General features: G+C 47.4%; 13 protein-coding genes. 9 read left to right on the forward strand and 4 right to left on the reverse strand.

Translation table 11 applies throughout. The features are described from left to right. The first annotated feature begins 253 nt into the window (after positions 1-253). From KOE27_RS17940 to KOE27_RS17960, 5 genes are all read left to right on the forward strand, one after another. Positions 254-832, forward strand: coding sequence for an RNA polymerase sigma factor (locus KOE27_RS17940; RefSeq protein WP_215240195.1), 579 nt, complete (start codon positions 254-256; stop codon positions 830-832). A gap of 74 nt (positions 833-906) precedes the next feature. After that, positions 907-2,097, forward strand: a complete 1,191-nt coding sequence (locus tag KOE27_RS17945; protein WP_215240196.1) for a FecR family protein — start codon at positions 907-909, stop codon at positions 2,095-2,097. 39 nt (positions 2,098-2,136) lie between these two features. Continuing rightward, positions 2,137-5,610 carry a TonB-dependent receptor gene (locus KOE27_RS17950; RefSeq protein WP_215240197.1) on the forward strand — a complete coding sequence of 1,158 codons (3,474 nt, stop codon included), beginning with the start codon at positions 2,137-2,139 and terminating at the stop codon, positions 5,608-5,610. A 12-nt stretch (positions 5,611-5,622) separates the two neighbouring features. Next, on the forward strand, positions 5,623-7,080 hold the full coding sequence (locus KOE27_RS17955; RefSeq protein WP_215240198.1) for a RagB/SusD family nutrient uptake outer membrane protein: 1,458 nt from the start codon (positions 5,623-5,625) through the stop codon (positions 7,078-7,080). A 114-nt stretch (positions 7,081-7,194) separates the two neighbouring features. Next, on the forward strand, positions 7,195-8,679 hold the full coding sequence (locus tag KOE27_RS17960; RefSeq protein ID WP_215240199.1) for a BNR-4 repeat-containing protein: 1,485 nt from the start codon (positions 7,195-7,197) through the stop codon (positions 8,677-8,679). 2 nt (positions 8,680-8,681) lie between these two features. Here KOE27_RS17960 and KOE27_RS17965 read toward each other — a convergent pair whose 3' ends face one another. After that, positions 8,682-9,443 carry a LytR/AlgR family response regulator transcription factor gene (locus KOE27_RS17965; RefSeq protein ID WP_215240200.1) on the reverse strand — a complete coding sequence of 254 codons (762 nt, stop codon included), beginning with the start codon at positions 9,441-9,443 and terminating at the stop codon, positions 8,682-8,684. Then, positions 9,440-11,485: a histidine kinase gene (locus tag KOE27_RS17970; protein WP_215240201.1), complete on the reverse strand. Its 2,046-nt coding sequence runs from the start codon at positions 11,483-11,485 to the stop codon at positions 9,440-9,442. Before KOE27_RS17970 ends, KOE27_RS17965 begins: the two co-directional genes overlap by 4 nt. Before the next feature lie 233 nt (positions 11,486-11,718). Here KOE27_RS17970 and KOE27_RS17975 point away from each other — a divergent pair, with 233 nt between their 5' ends. Next, on the forward strand, positions 11,719-13,023 hold the full coding sequence (locus KOE27_RS17975; protein WP_215240202.1) for an OmpA family protein: 1,305 nt from the start codon (positions 11,719-11,721) through the stop codon (positions 13,021-13,023). A gap of 31 nt (positions 13,024-13,054) precedes the next feature. Next, complete coding sequence (locus KOE27_RS17980; RefSeq protein WP_215240203.1) at positions 13,055-13,819, forward strand: hypothetical protein; 765 nt, start codon at positions 13,055-13,057, stop codon at positions 13,817-13,819. A gap of 20 nt (positions 13,820-13,839) precedes the next feature. Here KOE27_RS17980 and KOE27_RS17985 read toward each other — a convergent pair whose 3' ends face one another. Beyond that, a complete protein-coding gene (locus tag KOE27_RS17985) occupies positions 13,840-15,111 on the reverse strand; it encodes a PepSY-associated TM helix domain-containing protein (RefSeq protein ID WP_215240204.1) in 1,272 nt (423 codons plus the stop codon). Between the two features lies 1 nt (position 15,112). Then, positions 15,113-17,500, reverse strand: a complete 2,388-nt coding sequence (locus KOE27_RS17990; protein WP_215240205.1) for a TonB-dependent receptor domain-containing protein — start codon at positions 17,498-17,500, stop codon at positions 15,113-15,115. A 327-nt stretch (positions 17,501-17,827) separates the two neighbouring features. On the opposite strand from KOE27_RS17990, the gene KOE27_RS17995 reads away from it, so the two are divergent. Continuing rightward, a complete protein-coding gene (locus KOE27_RS17995) occupies positions 17,828-18,643 on the forward strand; it encodes an AraC family transcriptional regulator (protein ID WP_215240206.1) in 816 nt (271 codons plus the stop codon). Positions 18,644-18,741: 98 nt separating this feature from the next. Next, positions 18,742-21,201 (forward strand): TonB-dependent receptor domain-containing protein, encoded by a 2,460-nt coding sequence (locus tag KOE27_RS18000; RefSeq protein WP_215240207.1) that lies wholly within the window; start codon positions 18,742-18,744, stop codon positions 21,199-21,201. Positions 21,202-21,269: the final 68 nt, after the last annotated feature.

A 21,269-nucleotide genomic window follows, 5' to 3' on the forward strand; every position in this document is an offset into this window, starting at 1 on the left:
CCTTTTTGCTATTCTGCGAATGATACCCCTTGCTTGAAAAACGCCAGCATACCTATTCACTTTCTCAATTATTATATTCATAATCAGCACAATAGAATAACTCTCTGCGTTATTTTATAAATATATCAAAAAAATAACGCAGTTTGCTGGGACTTTTTCCGGCTTAGCGGTCTTTCTATTAAATCCCGGTAGATTGAGTAACCAAATCGTACATTTATAGTATAACCAGTACCGTTAGAAGATATCGCCCCCGATGATCAGGATAGAAGGTAGTCAAAAGGCTGAAGACCATCTGCTTCTTCAAAGCATGAAGAATGGTAGCAGTATTGCCTTTGACGCTATCTATGAAAAATACTGGGAGAAGCTGTACAACGCTGCCTATAAACGACTGAATGACGAAGATTACGCGAAGGACATTACGCAGGATATATTTTTACAGCTATGGCAGCGCAGGGAGGAGCTTCAGATTGAGCATTTGCAGACATACCTGTATACGGCGGTAAGGAATAATGTATTCAAGTATCTTGAAAAGGAACAGCGGTATACGCCCGTAACTACCTTGCTCGAACAGCTTAGTGCCGCATCGGACAAGACGGATGCCTCGCTGCTTGGAAAGGAATTTATGGCCAGTTTCGAAGCCCTGATCAGGACGCTCACGCCTTCACAGCAGGAAATTTTCAGGATGAGATATCATGAGGATTTGGGTACATTCGAAATCGCTAAAAAACTGAATATAACACGCAAAACGGTTCAGAATCAGCTCCATAGAAGTATTGCGCAGCTCAGGCATTCCTTTGGGTTATTTGTGTATCTGATAACAAGTATTTTTTAAAAGTTCTTGTGGGATTTTTTAGTCTTTACCGGTCTTATCATATATAAGACAAAAAACGCCTTGTGCTTAATCCGATGAACAAAGAAGATTTTTTTATCATCCTGAACAAATACAATCAGGGAACAGCGTCCAAAGAGGAAGAAAGTTTTCTTTTCGCGTATTACAAGCTTTTTGACCTGAACGAGGATATACTGGATAAGCTTGACAAGGATTCAAAACAGTATCTCAAAGAAAGTATCAAGCAGGAAATTGACAGGAAGGTGCAGTTTTCTGCCCATACCCGCTCCTTGGAAACGGAGCCCGGCTCCGGGAATTATTATCTAAAATGGCTTACCGCCGCCATGCTGATCATGGTCAGTTCGCTTGGGTATTTCTTTTACAACCGTTCTGCTGACAAACAGATGGCCACCCCGCCGGTTGTTCAAAAAAAGCAGGAGAAAATCGTGCCCGGTACAAACCAGGCATTACTTACCCTGGCGGATGGTAAGGTGATTGTGCTTGGCAGCCAGGCCAACGGGGTGCTGAGCGAGCAGTCGGGGGTTTCGGTTCGGAAATTAAAGGACGGGCAGCTGGTTTATGAAATGAAGGAAACTTTGATTGAGAATCCGGTTCTGAACACGGTCAGTACGCCCAAAGGTGGCCAGTATCAGCTGCTGCTGGCCGACGGATCAAAAGTCTGGCTCAATGCGGCCTCGTCTATCCGGTTTCCTTCCGCGTTCGGATCAGCTGAACGCCTGGTGGAAATAACCGGGGAAGTCTATTTTGAAGTTGCACCCGACAAATCGAAACCTTTTAAGGTTAAGTCTGAAAATCAACTGATTGAGGTACTTGGCACTCGGTTTAATGTAAACACCTATCCGGATGAAACGTCCTCGAAAACCACGTTAATTGAAGGAAAGGTAAGTATTTCAAAACTGACCGCGCAGGGCCAGGCAGATGTGCGCGGTAGCCGGATCATGCAACCGGGGCAGCAGGCAAGCGTCCATAAAAGCAAGCCTGATATTCACCTGGAATCTGTTGATACAGAGCAAGCCATCGCCTGGAAAAACGGGTACTTCAAATTTGACAAAGCTGACATACAGACCGTTATGCGCCAGATATGCCGGTGGTACGACGTAGAGGCCGAGTATCGGGGAAAATTGAGTACAGATCTGTTTGCAGGGGAAATTAACCGGGATGAGGACGTCAACAAGGTGCTCAGGATACTCCAGCTGAGCAATGTAGATGTACAGATCAAAGGACGGAAAATTATTATATCCAATTAACTATCGCATTGAATAACCTTACACCAATACATTCTGAATATGTGGCCAAACATCTATCGACGCGTTCGTAATTCAAAAAGACCTGCACCTCCGGGTCATTTAAAGGCAGTAAAACTGACATTTATTTTTTGTCTTGCCTGTTTCTTCAATCTGAGTGCAAAAGGGTTTTCGCAGAGTATTACGCTGAAAGCCGAAAATATGCCGCTGGAAAAAGTACTTATTTCCATTGGCAAGCAAAGCGGGCATTTTTTCTTTTACAAATACAATGAAATAAAAGACGCGCATCCGGTGACGCTCCAGCTTAAAAAGGCCACTCTGCAGGATGCTTTAAAAGAAAGTTTCCGCGGCCAGCCGTTTGGGTTTACGATTGACAATAAAACCATCATTGTCAACAAAATACAACCGGTGCAGGCACCCGCACCCAAACCTGTGCGCAAGGAAACAACCGGAAGTGTGGTCGACCAGAACGGAAACCCACTGCCTGGCGCTGCCATCCGGGTGAAAGGTTCGGATCAGGCGATGATATCCGATGATGCAGGGATGTTTTCATTTGCAGATCTCAATGAAGGCGCCGTGCTGATGATCAGTTACACGGGATTTGTAGCGCAGGAAGTCCGCGTGTCGTCGGGTGCACCCCTTCGCATCGTGATGGCTGAAGATAGCCAGAGCCTGAATGCCGTGGTGGTGATCGGGTACGGCACGCAGGAAAGGAAAGACGTTACGGGGGCCATCAGTTCCATGAATGCCGAAAAAATAAAGGACCAGGCGGTATTCACCGTGGACAATGCCATGGCGGGCCAGATGGCGGGCGTTCAGGTGAGCCAGGCAACAGGTGCGCCAGGCGGAGGTTCTTCGGTTCGTATCCGTGGAGCGGGCTCACTGAGCGCGGGCAACGATCCCCTGTATGTGGTCGACGGGTTTCCGGTAACCAACGATTTCAACCAAACCAATAATCCACTCAATACGATTAACCCGGCCGATATTGCTGATATACAGGTATTAAAGGACGCTTCAGCAACGGCCATTTATGGTTCTAGGGGATCCAACGGTGTGGTGATCATTACCACTAAATCCGGGAAAAGCGGGACCTCCAAAATTGACCTGACGATAAACACCGGGATCCAGAAAGTGGAGCGGTACCTGGATGTGCTCAATGCGGCAGAATATGCCAGCTATCTCAACGAAGCCCGCAACAACGCGTGGGTCAACTCCGGGCCAGGCAGGAGTGCATCGGATCCTAACTCGGCGAGAACGAATAATGTGATGTACCTGCTGCCAGACATGATCAAAGATCCGGCCTCGCTGGGTAAGGGAACGGACTGGCAAAAGGAAATCTACCGGTCGGCTTCCATGCGGAATTACCAACTGAATTTTTCGGGTGGCAACGATAAAACAAAATATTTCCTGTCGGGGGGGTATCTTAGCCAGGAGGGTGTCATCATCAACTCGGATCTCAAAAGGTATTCTTTTCGTATCAATGTGGAGTCGGACGTGCATAAAAGGGTGAAAGTGGGCGCAAACCTGACTCCGTCCTATACCTTCAATAACCTGGTCAATGCCGAGGGCAACTGGCAGGCGGGAGGTATCGTGCAGTCGGCCATTACAGCAGCCCCTTTCCTCACACCTTACGACAGTGAAGGTAATTATACCAAAATCACCGGACTGGGAATAGGCACGAGCGAAGTAGACAATCCGGTGAAGCTGGCAAAAGAGTCGTACTACAAACAGGGTACCTTGCGCCTGCTCGGAACGGCCTTCGCCGAAATCAGTATTCTGGACGGCCTGACTTTCAAAACGCTGGTAGGTACCGATTTCAGAAACTTCCGTGAGAATATTTTCAGCCCTTCTATTGTGAACCCGAACAGCGTCAATGCTACGAAGGTCCCAACCGCAACAGCCGTTACTTCTGAAACCAAAAACTGGCTGGCGGAGTACACGCTGAGTTACCAGAAGAAATTCCAGAAACACGCTATCAACGCGCTGGTGGGTTATACGGCGCAAAAAGAGTACATCGATTACAGCAGCACCGCCGGTACCAATTTTGCCAATGACCAGATCAAAACCATGAATGCCGCCGGGCTGATCACCAGCGCCATCACAACCCAGGAAGAATGGGCACTGATATCTTACCTTGCCAGGCTTAACTATTCTTATGCCGACAAATATCTTTTCACAGCCACTTTCAGGAGAGATGGTTCCTCCCGTTTCGGTGCAGACAACAAATGGGGCTTTTTTCCGTCTGTCTCTTTGGGATGGAGGTTATCGGAAGAGAATTTCCTTAAAAACGTCAGCTGGCTGAGCGAACTGCGCCTGCGCACAAGCTATGGTCTGACGGGAAATAATTTCATCAGCAACTACGGGCATATCGGCCTTACTGGTATTGAGAATTACATTTTTGGCGGTAGTGGCGGCTCAATCATCAACGGGACCAGGCTGACAAACATTCCCAACAGCATGCTCGGGTGGGAGAAGAACAACCAGCTGGATGTCGGCTTGGAAGTAGGTTTGCTTAAAAACCGTATCTCCATGTCTTTGGATTACTATATCAAAAATACCTCGGACCTGCTGCTCAACGTACCTGTCCCAACTTTGACAGGCTATGCCACAGCGCTTCAGAATATTGGTAAGATTCGTAACAAAGGGCTCGAATTTACTTTTCTGAGCCGCAACCTGGTGAACCAGCTCAAATGGACGACGGATTTTAACATTTCCACCAATAAAGTTAAGGTATTGGCTTTGGGACCTGACGGTTCGCCGATTATTTCCCGGCAGGCCACTTCGGCCAATGCTCCCACGCACATCACCGAGGTAGGTTCAGAGCCGGGTAGTTTTTATGGCTATAAGGTTGTTGGGGTGTACCAAAATGCTGATGAGGTAGCCAATTCGCCGAGTATTGCCGGAGAGTCCAAACCGGGCCATCTGAAATTTGCGGATGTTGACGGCGATGGAAAAATTACCAGCACCGACCGTACCAAACTGGGTAGCCCGTTCCCTGATTTTACATACGGGATGACCAATACCTTTGCATACAAAAGCCTCGATTTTTCTTTTTCATTGCAGGGTGTGCAGGGATTTGAGGTACTGAACATGGCCAGAAGATATTATGGCAACTATGCAGGCTCTTACAATGTACTCAGAAGTGCATCGCAGGGATGGCGTTCGGAACAGGAACCAGGCAACGGCACCTCTCCCATGGTGGACAGAAACTTCGGTGCACTGCCAGGTAGCAACCTGGTCAACAACGTTACGTCTGCATTCATAGAAGACGGCTCCTACCTGCGCGTCCGTAACATTACCCTGGGGTATAAAATTCCGGTTGCACGGATCACGAAATCGAAAATCACCAACGCGCGGATCAGTTTCAGCGTGCAGAATGCATTTACCTTCACCAAATACGAGGGTTATAACCCCGAGGTGAGCGTACAGGGTGGCAGTACGCTGGTTCCTGGTGTGGACGCGGGAGGTTATCCGCTCGCACGCACATTTATGCTTGGATTAAACTTGGGCCTCTAATCAAAAGTGATCATGAAAAATTTTAAAAAGATATGGATTTCAGGGGCCTTTCTACTGGCTTCCCTCACCGGTTGTGACCAGGGCTTTCTGGATCTGGCTCCCATTTCCCAGCTGAACGGCAACAATTTTTACAAGTCAGGGGAAGATATGAAAAATGCCCTTACTGCCACTTACGGCGCATTGCAGTATGGCGGGCTATACTATTCGTCCATGCACATCATCGGCGACCTCCGCTCCGATGATACCTGGATACCCAATCCGAATGCCGGTGCCAACCTGCAGGAAGTAGACGAGTTTAAAAACAACGCGTTCAATACCATCAGCAGCAACACCTGGAGTGCACATTACCAGGGCATACAGTCGGCCAACATCGTCATTGAAAAAATCGCCGCCGTCAGCATGGACGAAACCCTGAAGGCAAGATATACCGCAGAAGCCAAGTTTCTCAGGGCACTGATGTACTTCAATCTGGTACGGATATTCGGGGATGTACCGCTGGTTTTACAGATCATCAACAACCCGTCTGAAGGTTACGCTTACAAGCGCGAAGCTACCGAACTGGTATACCAGACGATTATTCAGGACCTCAAAGATGCTGAACAATCGTTACCGAATAAATACACAGGAACGGACATCGGAAGGGCTACCAAAGGAGCTGCCATGGCCCTGCTGGGGAAAGTGTACCTGACACAAAAGGACTGGCAGGCGGCATCGGCAAAGTTGAAGGAGGTAATCGATATGAATGAATACCAGCTTCTGCCAACCTATGCGGGCGTGTTTGGTATTGCCAATGAGAACAACGCGGAGTCGATTTTTGAAGTGCAGTTCAAGAAGGGCTCGTCAGGCGAGGGCAGCCCATATACCAACCAGTTCGCACCCATCGGATCCGGTACGGTGGTGTCTGGCCTCGGCAATCCGCTGGGACAGAATATCCCCACAGATGCAATCAGCAAGGCTTATGAGGCGGCTGATGTCCGCAAAGCCGTTTCGATGCGGACGAGTTATGTACTCAATGGTACCACGGTTGCTCATAACTATGTTGCCAAATATCTGGGCACCCCCGCCGCCAACCTCGACAGCGACAACAACTGGATTGTGCTCAGGTATGCCGATGTACTCCTTATGTATGCCGAGGCGCTCAACGAAATTGGTTATGCTGCCGATGGGCCCGCATTTACTTACCTGAACCGGATCAGAAACAGGGCGGGGCTGGTCAGTTTGACAAGTAATGATACCAACCCGTTGCTGGCAGTCCCAACACAGGCCGCATTCAGGCTCGCCGTGGAGCAGGAAAGACGGGTGGAGCTGGCCTTTGAAGGGCACCGCTGGTTCGACCTCGTACGTACAGGTAGGGCAGTTACTGTTTTGTCCGCACAGGGCATGCAGGCGCATCATGTGCTGTTTCCGATACCAGATAGCCAGATCGAGATCAACCCGTCGGTAATGACCCAGAACCCTGGTTATAACTAATGCCACACAGGTGTTTGTTTAGAAAAAATCAGACAAACACAAACGTTAACAAATATACCGGATGGTTGGATGGCTAGGCGCTGGAAAACCATCCGGTATTTTTCCCTGATTGAAATGAGAAAGTTAAGTATCTGCATTTTTGTCGTCGTGCTTTTCACAGCAGGCGGGGCGAACGCCCAGCATCCTCTCACACTGAACAAGCCCGATCATGGTTACAGGGGAATCTGGTACAGTAATCAGCCATCCAACGATGAGTATGTATACAAATACAGCGGGGGTTTGGGAACATATCCTGCCAACCATTACCCGTTTTCCGTTTATGTCAAAAAGGTGAACAAAACTTTTTTCTGTTACGGGGGTTCCGACGAGGCTGGAAAAACGCTCCTGCACATGGCATCCTATTTCGATCATAAAACCGGGAAAGTACCCCGGCCAACCATCGTACTGGACAAGAAGACAGATAATGCCCACGACAACCCGGTGATGAATGTCGACGCGGAAGGGTACATCTGGATTTTCTCTACCGCACACGGTACAAATACCCCCTCATACATACACAAAAGTCTGAAACCTTATGATGTCAGCGCATTTGAACAGATCATGGCGACGCGTAAGACGGGAGACAAAACCATACCGCTTGATAACTTTTCGTATCTCCAAAGCTGGTATCAGCCCGGAAAAGGTTTCCTGAACCTCTTTACCCATTACGATAGGAATGTGATCCCCGGTCAGCCTAAAAAGCCGAGAAGAACCATCAGTTTTTTTACGAGTAAAGACGGCGCCAGTTATTCCGAATGGCAGGATCTGGCACTAATAGAAGAAGGGCACTATCAGACCAGTGGCAGTTATCGGGACGAAAAGATCGGCAGCGCATTTAATTTCCACCCCATCAAACAGGGAGAAAACGGGCTGAACTACCGTACCAATTTGTATTACCTGGAAACCGCGGATTTCGGAAAAACCTGGCAGTCGGTGAAAGGTGATACCATCCGGATACCACTGGCTCAGGTAACCAACAACGCCCTGGTTCAGGAGTATCAGTCGCAGGGATTGAATGTCTATATCAATGACCTCGCTTATGATGATGCCGGTCGGCCGGTGATACTTTTTGTTACCAGCAAAGGATACCAGGCCGGGCCAGGAGAAGGTCCCCGGCAATGGCTTACTGCCCGATTCGACGGAAAAACGTGGGTGATCCGGCCGGTAACCACATCGGACAACAACTATGATATGGGCTCACTTTATATCGACAGCCGGGGGGTATGGCGAATTGTGTGCCCGACCTTACCAGGACCTCAACAGTTCAATACGGGAGGTGAAATGGCACTGCTGACAAGCAAGGACCAGGGTAAAACGTGGCGGCTGGAACAGCTGACCTTTCAGAGTGTTTACAACCACTCCTATGCCCGCAAGCCGGTTCATGTACACGATGACTTTTTCGCATTCTGGGCGGACGGACACGGAAGAGAAAAGTCGGCATCGCGGCTTTATTTTTGCGACAAGAAGGGCCATGTGTTCATGCTTCCGCCGGTGATGAAAGCTGATTTTGAAAGGCCCTTGCCAGTAAAGAAACAACCCGCCGGTAACAAGGGACGCTAAGCTCAGAGCCGCTCCACATCATTCAGTAACTCAAACAGTCGGCTCTTTTTCGTCTTGGATATCGAAATCTGTTCGCCATCTTCCATGACGATAAAGCCGCCGTCGTGCCGCACGAATTTGCGGATAAACTGCGGATTGATCAGATGAGAATGGTGTATCCTGATAAAGCCATTCTCCTGGAGTACCTTTTCTACGTCCTTCAAAGTGCGACAGATCAGATACCTGCTTTTGTCGCTGCAATACAATCTGGTGTAGTTGCTTTCACTCTCGCAACGGATGATGGTACTGATTTCAAGGAACTCCAGACCGTCATTGGTAGGAAGCGCAATTTTGGATTTTGGCTTTTCCTTATTCGCCATGAGCTCCCACATCATACTGAGCTGGTTTTGCCCCATGACCTTATATTTTTTTTCTTGCCAACGTGTGAGGGTATCCTTCAGATCATCTTCGTCCACCGGTTTGAGCAAATAACTGATTGCACTGAAATTGAAAGCCTTTATGGCGTACTGATCGTAGGCAGTGACAAAAACAACATCAAAACGCAGCTGGTCCAGCGCACCCAGTAATTGAAATCCGTTCATTTCAGGCATTTCAATATCGAGGAAAACAAGATCCACAGGGTGCGTTTTCAGATACTCCAGTGCCGCGCCAGACTCATTGAATATCGCGGCAACTTTCACATCTGGCGTTGCTATCTCCAAAAGAAGTCTCAGACTTTCGGTGCAATGCACTTCGTCATCGATCAATACGGCTGAATAAGTCATGATTTGGTTTTATAAGTGAACGTTACCAGCGTACCCCGCGGTCCTGTCGATTCATAAAGATCCTCAATATTTACATCAATAAAAGGGTGAAAATTGAGATTAAAAAGCGCGATCCTCTCGCTGGCTATTTTCATCCCGAGGCTCTGTTTATCATCCACCATGGTCCGCTGCGCCGATGCCTTCCTGCCAATTCCGTTATCCTCAATAATAAATGTATAACCATCCTCATCAGCGGATATACTGATCATCAGTTTTTTCAAGGGTTTTTTGCTGGGTATCAGGCCATGTTTTACAGCATTTTCGACATACGGCTGGAGCAACATCGGCGGAATCAGGATGTCTGTGGTATCAATTTCATCAGGAATATTAAGGACAAAATCAAGTCCCTGGTCAAAGCGCAGGCTTTCCAGCTGAACATACAGCCTGTTGACCTCTATTTCTTCCGCAAGGCTCACCACGTGCTCGCGGGAATTCTGAAGGATGTAACGGAGTAATTTTGAAAAGCGGGTCAGATAGGTAGCCGCGGTATCATAGTCTTTCCTGAGTATCTGATAACGGATAGAATTGAGGCTGTTAAATATAAAGTGCGGGTTCATCTGGCTTCTCAGGGCACTCATTTCCATTTCGGAGAGCTGCCTTTCAAATGAAGTCTGAAGTTGTACCTGTTTCTGCTCCTCGATCAGCCTGGTTTGTTCAATCAGTGTCTGCGTCCTTTCGGCTACCATCCTTTCAAGCCTTTCTGTTTCTGAGGCAGCCATTTTTTTATTCAGTTCCAGCTGCTCAATGTAGGCCTGAGCCGTCTTCTCTTTGTCTATTTGTGCTACGCGCATTTTGTACCCCAAAGCAAGGGCAAAACAAAGGCTCTCCAGTAAAATGCCGGTTTTAAAGACCATCACCGAACTAATATCCAACTGACCAAAAAAAAGGTGTCTGCTTTTGGGGTCTACGATCACGGCGAGCATACCGCCAATAAAAAACAATGAACTACCGGTAACAAAAAACCATTTGATACGATTCCGGACCGACACCGCGATCCATACCAGCAGTATAAGGCCAATGGGTAAAATGGCGATTCTCGATAAAACGAAAGCATATCGCTGCAGCTGATATTCGAAATGGTAAAAGTTGTAGATCAGAAGGCCTGTGCCGGCAATGAGCAACAGCCTGATAAAAATTTTGATCAAGCGGTGCAAAAGGCCATAACGCTGGTCAATATCAAGAAGGGATTTTCCAAAGGCGATGTATGCTGCAAAGAAAAGGTACTGCACCGGTTCTCCCAGCTTGTAGGTCAAGGGGAAATCCAGGTAAGCAATTCTCGCCAGAAACGAGTAAGGAAGGGTTTTGACGACGATGGAGTATACTCCCGCACCCAGCAGATAAAGCCCGTACAGAAGAAAAGCGGGTTCACGTAACCGAATAAAGATCAAAAGAAAGAATATCATGGCGAAGGTTACCGCCCCCAGAAAAAACCCATTGAATTCGATTCGCCCGATAAAACTCCGGTAGGCTTCAACCGAAGTTTTGAGGCTTACCAGCCGGTTTTGAAGGTATACTCCCGAAAGCGAAAACGGTCTGCCCTTGTAACTCCACAGGCGAACGTATAGGTCTACGGTTTCACCCGGCTGGCAGAAAATGGGTACCAGGCCGGGCTGCTCCTGGAATAACCATCTGCGTACATCGGTATAGGGACCGGTGACGTAGCTGACGGTGGTGTCTTTCTTCCGGGCAAAGACAATGATACTGTCCGCAGCCCGAAAGTCGAGATCAAAAAACTCATCTGTTTTCAGATCATTGTGAACCGTCATTTTCAGCCAGCCCTGACTTTGCCCCTGCTCGTTCATCTGGCTGTCCAGACCTCGCCATTCATTCTTTTTCTCAATTTCGCCAAAGTGCCTGACAGCACTGTTCGCTATCACAGCCAGCTGCGTATCCGACAGCAGGACCCGATCATTCAAACGGCTGAGAAAGATCGTGTCCTGTGCCAGAAGTAAGGAATGTCCGACGCACAGAAAAATAAGGAGTATCAGTCGAAGTGCTGTCATTTTGTTTACACGGATTCCTTGCGAAGTTAACACCTTATCCCATTCCGCCACAGTCATAGTTAGCGGTTTACGCCTTCGGGTTAGCCATTTGTCCAGAATGGCATTAAAGGCGATCACCCCAAGCCAATACCTGCCTACTGCTGGTTACTCAGCCAGATGGTACACCTGCTCAGTATGCATTTCAATTCAGAACAAATGGAAGAATATTTGGCATCCATTCAATTACTTACGTTATGAAAAGAGTTCATATTCTGCTTGCGTTATGTTTAACCGGTAGCTCCGTGGCCGCGCAGATCATTGATCCCAAGAAAACGGCTGAACGGAAAGCTACCGACCGGGCCAACAGCCGTGTTGACCAAACCATAGACAAAGGTTTTGATAAAGTTGAAGAGGGAATTGGCAGTCTGTTTAAAAAGAAACCAAAAAAAGAAGAAAAGACAGAAAGGGCAGCTGATCAAACCAGCGGAAAGGCAGAACCCAGCGAAGGATTGGACAGCGAAAAGAAACCTTCCAAGGATACTGGTACTACGTCTGCTTCTTTCACCTCCTATTCCAAATTTGACTTCGTGCCGGGAGAAAAGGTTATCGCATTGGAGGATTTTGGTCAGGATGCCATTGGGGATTTTCCCGCCAAATGGAACACCGACGGCGCCGGAGAAGTGGTCAAGATAAGTGGCAAAGAAGGTCAATGGTTGAAAATTACCGGAGAAGGCTCTTTTTATCCAGAGTTCTTAGGAGTTATGGACGAAAATTGTACCGTTGAGTTTGAGATGGGAACCAGTGAAGCTCATCAGGTTTTGGCCCGCATGTTTTTTGTGGACAGCAAAACCTACCCTAATATTCTCCGCTATGGCTCATCTAATTTGGTAGAGCTTTATTTTGATCCGGCAGGGGCAACCGAGGTGGTTTGTCGTGATCAGGCTTGGGAAACAAAAGTGGCGAATAAGAAAGAAAACTCGGCTTGGATAACCCCTGAAAACCCTTTTGTGAAAATTTCAGTCTGGAGGCAAAAAACCAGGCTAAGGGTCTATATGAACGAGACCAAAGTCTGGGATGTGCCGCGTGCATTTGAACCTAATATACCTTACCGGGTTCTGTTTTCAACCGATACCAGGTTTTTAGATGATCGAGAACTCTTCATTACCAATATGCGCGTAGCCAAGGGCCTGCCTGATACCCGAAGCAAACTACTCACCGAAGGAAAATTCGTCACCAACGGAATTTTGTTTGATGTCAACTCGGATCGGATCAAAGCCGAATCTTACGGTGTCCTGAAGGAAATGGCCCAGGTCCTGAAAGAAAACCCCGCAGTAAGAGTGCGTATATCAGGCCATACCGATAGCGATGGTGACCCAAAAGCAAACCTGGTACTCTCCCAGCAAAGAGCCCTGGCTGTGAAAGAAACGCTGTCAAAAGATTTTGGCATCGATGCAGCCCGCATGGAAACCAATGGCTTTGGTGAAGAGAAGCCCCTTGATAACAATGCCACAGCGGCCGGAAAAGCAAACAACAGACGGGTAGAATTTACCAAACTATAACAGTACCTACAAACCCCTAAACTTTACAACAATGAGACGATTCATAGTCGTACTGGCCTTCGCTTCCTTTTGCCAGTTTTCGTGCGGAGGCAGTACTTCCGATAACGCCCAGAAAACTTCACTGACAGAGTTGCCTGCTGACCCCAAAGCCAAAGGAGGCAATACCTGCCTGCTGGGCTATGCCAATAAGCTCGACCAGCTCCTAACCTTGCAAATGGCTGCGGATTTTGCCGGGTTACCCGCCGGTTCGGCAGAAATAAAATATTTTAACTCCATGAAGAACACGGATAATCATGATGTGAAGTACTCGTGGAAAAGTGACCGGAAAAGGAATATGAAGGATGTGGGAGTAGATATGGTCGTACCGGTCGACAACATGGTCCAGCTCAATGGGATCAAGGAGAGGTCTTTTGAGTCATTCAAAATGACGCATCGTGCGCCAACGGACAACGAGCTGAAACAGGCAGATCAGGCAATGGACGAGGCTCTGGATAAAAAATCGGGCAACAAAAAAGTGAATGAGCAAGTAGAAAAACTGGACGAAATGAAAGTGGATAAAAACACCCAGAAGTCGGTGGTAAAAGGTATGGGCGGGGTGTTCGCAAAAGTTGCCCGGGCTTACCGGGAGGTTCAGGGGATTGGTGACGCAGCCAGCTGGAATGCCGTTGAAAGGAGGCTGTACGTAGTTGACAACGGCGTGGAAATATCAGTATCAGTTGACCTGAGCGACGATGACGCTGTAAACGAGCAGAAAGCGGTGGTGCTGATGAAACAATTGCTTGCGAAATGTAAGTAACAGGCAAACAGCTCCGTGTGCTACACCTGTTGTACCACACGGGGCTGCATAACCGGTGTTCGCCTGGGCGTACTTTTAACCGTTGCGGGATTTTTTGCGGGCCGTACCGGCTGCTTTTTGATATTCTTTTTATTTTTCCTCTGATACCAGATCAGAAAACCACTTACGGGAAGCGTGGCTGAAAACAAGCTTGCCAGGAACATGATTATTTTACCTGTCAGTCCAAATGCCTGTCCGGTATGCAAGGCCCGGTTGGCATGTTTCACCTTGTCCGCAGCAGTGTAATCCCTGAAGTACTCCGCGTTCAGAAGTTTGCCGGAAAACTGGTCGAATTCAAAAACATTCTGATTTCTTACAATCTGGTAAGGATACCGGAGATTGACCCTGATGGGATCTTTCAGATTTTTGGGAAAATTGATATGCGCCTCATTCCAGCCTTTATGAAGAGAGGCAACAGATGCAAAAGCTTCGGCTGGACTGTAATTTGAAACTATCGTACTGGTCGGTATCGTGGAAATCCCCTTTTTTGGCTCCGCCCTTTTCCCTTCCCCCAGTACCGCATAAACCAGTTTCTGTGATGGCTTTACAGCCCACCAGATACCGGTAAGCGTAACCAGGAAAAGCGGTATCAGGAAGTAGAAACCCAGAACATTGTGAAAATCATAGTTTATCCGTTGCCATTTGGCATCAAATTTTATCTTAAATGCGTTTTTGACCTGATTTTTTTTAAGCGGAAACCAGAGCACCAAGCCTGATAAAAGCATCGTCAGAAAAATAACGATGTTGAATTTGATGAGCCATTTACCTGCTTCTCCCAAGAGAAGCGTTTTGTGTATTTTCTCAACGGTATGCAGAAAATCACTTTCCATGTTCCAGGGGCCCAGTATTTGGCCGGTATAGGGGTTGAGGGACACGACGGTCTTTGCATACTCTTTTTCCTCGTCATGCTCTTCTCCCTCCTTTTTTTTCTTACCTGATTTTTTTGGGGAAATCTTATCGTGATCAACAAGCTTGGCGATCATGGCCCTGTCCGGCTGGGAGAAAAGTCTCAGCTGGTCAACCTGTTTTCCGGGAAATTGGGTGTGCAGGATCGAAACTGCCTCGGCAGCTGATATTGCCGGACCTGATTGCGGCTCTACGAAACGATATTCCTTCTGGGTAATATTTCTGATTTCTTCTTCAAAAACAAAAATGCAGCCGGTAAGACTAACAATGATGACGACAATGCCGGAAGCAAGCCCGAGCCAGAGATGAAGTACACCTGTTACACGTTTGAACGAAGATTGCGCCATTTCAGAAACTATAAGAAAGGTTGATGTAAACTTGTCGGCCCGGGATATCCTGTACTTTTTCGCTCGTCTGGGCCGAGGTATATTCTGTTGTTTTTTTATTGTTGGTATTGAAAATATCCATCATACGGACGCTCAGTACCATTTTTTTCTTTGCAAAATACTGAGAAATACTGGCATCCCAGTAAGCTAGGGTTTGTTCTTTTTTCTGGCTGGAAACTTTCGGACCGATACCGTTCCAGGCCACCTGAAAAAAGGTATTTTTTCCAATCGTAATATCCGAGATCATTTTGGCACACCAGTTAAACTGATCTTTGATCGCGTCACCGCCACCTTCACTTTCATTTTTCAACTTCGAACCAAAACGGGAATAGCTCCCATTGATATTCCAGAAAGGCAAAGGCTGTACCGCCCCGATCAGCTCAACACCCTGTATATAAGCGGAATTGAAGTTATCTGGCTTTTCAAGTACCACTCCCTCCGATACATCGTACAGAACCTTTTGGATGAGCCCGTTGATCTGGCGGCGGAAAAGATTTACTCCCAGGTTCCATTTTGAGGCTGTTTTCATATAACCCAGCTCAAAACCCCAAGCTTTTTCCGGCCGCAGCAACGGGTTTCCGGTTTTGATTTTGGCCACGTCGGAGCTGTCAACAAATGGACTCAGGTCTTTAAAACTAGCCCGTCTTATTTTTCTGTCGAATGCAAATTTCAGGAACTGGGTGGTATCAATCGTATAAATGAATGATGCGCTGGGCAAAGGAATAAAGTAACTGCCTTTTGTGGTATAACCTGCTTCAATCGTTTCGTTGTAAAAATGGGTATACTCGGCCCGTATCCCTATTTCGCTACGCACCCTGCCTTTTGTCATGACCGACTGCGCATATCCTGCCAGGATTTTTTCCGAACTCGTAAAGTTGTTGGCGGGGCTTTGGCTTGTCACAAACAGGTTTTTATTGTAATCGAATTTATCCACGATCTGCTCATTTTCACGGTTCCGGCCGCTGTATTTCAGCCCGGTATTCCAGGTAAAAATATGGTTGCTTCTGAGCGAATAATCCGCCTGGATAAAGTCATTCCGGTCATAATTATTCTCAAAAGTATTGGTCCGTGCCGGTTTGGTATCCGAAGGCTGCCCGGCTGCATTCAGCTTCTGGTCAGTCTGGTATTTGGGTTTGGGATAGTTGCCATCTACATGATTGTAGGATAAATTCAGCTTGCCGTTGGCAGATATTTTTTGCGAAAACTGAACGATATATTCGTTAAAACTCCAGTCCTCTGTCTGGTCCTCTGTACGAAGCGTACGGCTACCGAACGAGCCGTCTGCCTTCAGAACTTTGGTATCCTGCGTTTTTATTTTTGCCTCTTTCTGCCAACCTCTCAGGTATTCCGCCCTCAGGTCTGCACCTCTCCAAAGGTTCCACCGGGTACCCAGCTTGATGTTGCCACTGGTAATTTTGCGGCTTTCTTTTGAGAAAATATCCTGATACCCCGACGTTTCACCATTTTTCAGCAGTGTCACCCTATTGGTTTCCGTCATGGAATTCCCACCCGTCAATGCCACCAGGTTACGGTCATACGCCCCATAAAACTCTGCCGCTTTGATTTTATGAGAAGCCTGCAAAGACGCATTGTAACCGCCCAGGCTGTTGATACCCATCATCATTTGTCCGTGCGTACCGTAGCGTGCATTTTTCTTGAGAATGATATTGACAACGCCGTTCATACCATCTCCGTCGTACTGTGCGCCCGGGCTGGCGATAATTTCAATTCGCTCAATGGCAGAAACCGGTATCTGGTTCAGAACAACTTCCCGGTTGTTTCCGGTGATACCCGCATTTTTGCCGTCAATCAACACCAGCGTATATGATTTTTCCAGACCACGGTAGCGGATATCGCGGGGTACCCCGGGAGGGCCGCCCATGGCTACCGAAGGCATTAATCGTAGCATATCACCCACGGACGAACCTTTTGCAATCGGCAGATCCGACGCTTTATAAACAATTTTTCCGGGTTCTATTTTCGTAACACCTATATCTCCCTTCACAACTACCTCGGACAACTGAGATACCATCGGCTGAATGATCATGTTCAGTTCGTGATGCTGATGTTTGGAGGTTATTTTTATGCCGTCAACCACTTTGATCTCATAACCGATGCCGCTCACCTTCACGCTATACGTGCCGGGCGAAACCTTCGCAAAATTGTATTCACCGTTTTGGCCAGAAATGACACCCTGGATAAATTGATCCTTTTCAAATAGCTGAACGGTGATGTAACCCACCATTCCATTATTCTCTTTATCGCTGATGAAACCACGAATCTGTGCCTCCTGCGCATAGGAAATGCTACAGATGACGCTCAGCAACAAAACCTTGTAAAATTTTAACATATTGAGGAATAATATAACCTTAGTTATTTAGACTAATTCATAATAGCAAAGATAGAAAAAAGCATTATTTGGAGGTGCTTTATTTATAACTAATTTAAATAAAAATGACTGACCAGGGAGCCAATGACATGGAGTGCCAGGTAACCGCTGTCTGCGAAGTAGCTGCGAAAATGTTATCTGAAAGCAAAAGGTGAGAATTTCTAAAGATGAGAATTTCTTCTGCATCGAGCCCGGATGATGAGAACGATATATGACTATTTTTGTGCCTCTTTCAGCAATAAGAAAGTATTTTAATTCATTTACCAGCGGCAGTCGAATCAATCACTCATGGAGATCCCGATCAAAAACAAGCTTAACGACAAGGAGCTGTTCAGAATTAAAAGAATGAAGGAGGAAATCAAGACCACCAACCCCCACGGGCATAAGGACTATCTGGAAATAATTTTCCTGGAAAAGGGAGCAGGAATTCATCAGATTGATTTTAACCGTTTTACGGTAGTACCCAACAGTCTTTATCTGGTGATGCCGGGCCAACTTCACAGCTGGGAGCTGACCGAAATACCCAAGGGTTTTGTGATGATGATTCAAAAGGATTTTTTGCTGAATCATCCGCTTCACGATGTCCTTTTTCAGGCATTCCCCCAACCCTTCCCCAGCGGGTTTGATCTGGGAAAGTCAAACGAAACCTTCCTGGGCATATTGAATAACATTGAACAGGAGTATTTGAGGCGCGAGACGAACCACGAGGCTGTGATCCGGACCTACCTGCAACTGGTTTTTGATTTACTGGCAAGGGAAATGAAAACCCAGCAGGCGATACCCTTCCCTGAAATGTTAAAAGGTTTTTTTGCCGCCTTGGATATCGCTTTCAGGACAAACCACGAAACCAGCTTTTATGCCGAGGCACTTCATACGACTTCCAAAACGCTCAATACCTCTTGCAAAAAATTTCTGGGAAAAACGGCCGGGGCGGTCATCAACGAAAAACTGACGTCCGAGTCCAAGAAACGTCTTTTGTATTCTACCAAAAACCTTACTGAACTTGCCTACGAGCTGGGCTTTGCAGACGCGTCACACTTCAATAAGTTTTTTAAGCGACAAACAGGCGTGCTGCCAGGCGTCTACCGAAGGGGAATTTCCTGAATATACCAGAAATGGGCATGAATGTACATACCACGGGACCCTGACCACGTTTAAATTTGCCGGGTAGTTCAAAAATAAATTTTCCCAATTCAAACAAAATGAAAGGACCGTTACTGGCACTGATCATTCTGATCGTATCCCTTGACTCTTTAAAGGCGCAAAGCTGCTTAACCATTTCAGGCAGTGTAAAAGACAAACAGACCGGAGAGGCCCTCCCCTATTGCTCGGTTGCCTTGTACCGAAGCCAGGATTCTACATTGGCAGGGGGTGTTCTGACGAGTGACCGTGGTGGCTACCAGTTTGACAATGTCGGCTCGGGTCGCTATTACATCCAGGCCCAGTATATAGGTTACAGTAAAACGATTTACAGTTTACCAGCGTTTACCTCAGGACAAACACAGCTCAGCGTACCTTCCATTCTGATGGACCCCGATCCCCGCACGCTCCGTGAAGTGAATGTGACGGCTGACCGCCAGAATGTTGAAAACAAGATAGACCGGCAGGTTTACCGTGCTGATAAATTTATGAACAGCCAGGGTGGTACCGCCATAGATGTGCTCAAAAACACTCCTTCGGTAACCGTAAATAGCGAGGGGGATATCACACTCCGGGGATCCTCCGGATTTCTGGTGCTGATCAACGGAAAGCCGGTTCAGGCAGATCCCACCACCGTACTGAATCAATTGCCAGCCAATACCATAGAAAATATCGAAGTCATTACCTCCCCATCCGCACGTTTTGATCCGGACGGTAAAGCGGGGATTATCAATATCACTACCCGGAGTGCGGTTCCTGGCAGCAGGAGCTTCTCTGCTAATGTACAGGGCGGATTACCCGCGGTTTATAACTACGACAACCTTCAGAATCCCCGGCGCTTCGGGGCGGATGCAACATTTAATGTTCGTTCCGATAAATGGGATTTTAACCTGAGCGGAAATTATCTGCGCAATGACATCGCCGGCCAGAGGACAGGCGATGTAAACACCACCATCAACAATGTATTTACGTCGTTTCCGTCTGACGGGGAACGAAGTTTTGTACGGTACAATTACACGGTAAGAAGTTCAGTATCGTTTACGCCCAACGTCAGGAATACCTTCTCTGCGGGGATTTACCGGGGTTACCGGTCGCAGTCGCGCCGTGCAGACATTTTGTATAACAATACAAAAACCGATCTGTCCACGGGAGAAGTCATCGGGCGTATCCGGTATTTTAATTCCAATGTTGCGCGCAAATCCGGCGGCATTACGTTGGGAAACCTGGACTACACGCATACATTTATAAATAAGTCATTCATCACCGTTTCCGGACTTTTTGAAAAAGCGAGCCTGGAAGGGCTGACAACCAACCGGAACCTTGCCGAACCAGACCGGGAAACGGTACTGCAGAGCAGCCGGAACCCCAGTGAAAATCCGCTTTCGGCATTCCGTATCAGGGCAGATTACACCGTCACAATCGGCAAAGGAAAGCTGGAAACGGGTTATCAGTACCGGAATCAGGCTCAAAAAGGAAATTTTCAGTACCTGGACCTCGATCTGGAGACTGGATCTTTTAATATTATCCCGGAATTTAGCAGCCGCACGGAAGTTACCAACCACATCCATTCCGTATACGGGCAGTATTCTGCAAAGGCTGGAAAACTGGATTACATGGGCGGTCTGCGCTATGAGTACGCCAGCCGCGCTTTCACGGCCGGTAGCCAGAGTACCCGCAACCTGAATTTATCCAATCTTTTCCCTTCGGTAAATCTGCAGTATCAGGCAACAAAATCATTACGCGTTAAAGCTGGATACAGCAAGCGGGTACAGCGGTCTACCAATAACGAACTCAATCCTTTCCCAGAGCGGGAGCATTCTGAGACGCTGGAATCCGGAGACCCAGATATTTTGCCCGAATTTATTGACCTGACTGAAGCAGGTGTTGTCAAAGATTTTGACAAAGGGAGTGTTTTTGCCACACTCTACAACCAACGCGTCAAAAACGTAGTGAACAGGGTCAACAGTGTTTACAACGATACCATTTTGAACAGGGTATATACCAACGCAGGAATTGCAACTTCCTGGGGGCTTGAAGCAGGCAGCAGCCTGAACCTGAAAAAATGGTGGCAGTTCTATGCCGGGGGAAATGTATATCACTATAAAATCAAAGGTTCGGTTTTTGACAATGTGAAGGTGAATACTTCCAGCCTGGTATACTCGATCAATGCCAATACCACGTTCCGGTTTTCACCGACCCTGCAGCTCCAGCTGGCCATGAACTACCTTTCAAAAAGAGTCACGGCGCAAGGAGAAGACTCCCGCTTTATGAATCCGGGCGCCTCCGTCAAAAAAACTTTTATGAAAGGAAAATTGGCCGCTACATTGCAATGGCAGAATATGGACCTGGGACTGCTGGGCTCCAACCGGCAAAGAATTACGACCTTTGGCAAGGACTTTTTCACGACTACTAATTACATTCAGGAAACCGATATCTTTCTCTTAAACCTGAGTTACAACCTGAACCAGACCTCAAAGAAACCCAAGCTCCCGGCCAGTGAATTTGGTGAAAAGGAGTTTTGATGGTCTTCCTGCTTCACCGGGCCACTGCAGCCGGTCTGGTAGCGTTAGCAGGGTAAAAAAACTAAAAG

Origin of the sequence: Dyadobacter sp. CECT 9275, from assembly GCF_907164905.1 — a bacterium.
GTDB lineage: Bacteria > Bacteroidota > Bacteroidia > Cytophagales > Spirosomataceae > Dyadobacter > Dyadobacter helix.

Coding starts and splice junctions, on each gene's coding strand:
- KOE27_RS17950 (WP_215240197.1), top strand. CDS start 2,137: ATGTGGCCAAACATCTATCGACGCGTTCGTAATTCAAAAAGACCTGCA.
- KOE27_RS17990 (WP_215240205.1), bottom strand. CDS start 17,500: ATGTTAAAATTTTACAAGGTTTTGTTGCTGAGCGTCATCTGTAGCATT.
- KOE27_RS17965 (WP_215240200.1), bottom strand. CDS start 9,443: ATGACTTATTCAGCCGTATTGATCGATGACGAAGTGCATTGCACCGAA.
- KOE27_RS17975 (WP_215240202.1), top strand. CDS start 11,719: ATGAAAAGAGTTCATATTCTGCTTGCGTTATGTTTAACCGGTAGCTCC.
- KOE27_RS17955 (WP_215240198.1), top strand. CDS start 5,623: ATGAAAAATTTTAAAAAGATATGGATTTCAGGGGCCTTTCTACTGGCT.
- KOE27_RS17985 (WP_215240204.1), bottom strand. CDS start 15,111: ATGGCGCAATCTTCGTTCAAACGTGTAACAGGTGTACTTCATCTCTGG.
- KOE27_RS17970 (WP_215240201.1), bottom strand. CDS start 11,485: ATGACAGCACTTCGACTGATACTCCTTATTTTTCTGTGCGTCGGACAT.
- KOE27_RS17960 (WP_215240199.1), top strand. CDS start 7,195: ATGAGAAAGTTAAGTATCTGCATTTTTGTCGTCGTGCTTTTCACAGCA.
- KOE27_RS17995 (WP_215240206.1), top strand. CDS start 17,828: ATGGAGATCCCGATCAAAAACAAGCTTAACGACAAGGAGCTGTTCAGA.
- KOE27_RS18000 (WP_215240207.1), top strand. CDS start 18,742: ATGAAAGGACCGTTACTGGCACTGATCATTCTGATCGTATCCCTTGAC.
- KOE27_RS17940 (WP_215240195.1), top strand. CDS start 254: ATGATCAGGATAGAAGGTAGTCAAAAGGCTGAAGACCATCTGCTTCTT.
- KOE27_RS17945 (WP_215240196.1), top strand. CDS start 907: ATGAACAAAGAAGATTTTTTTATCATCCTGAACAAATACAATCAGGGA.
- KOE27_RS17980 (WP_215240203.1), top strand. CDS start 13,055: ATGAGACGATTCATAGTCGTACTGGCCTTCGCTTCCTTTTGCCAGTTT.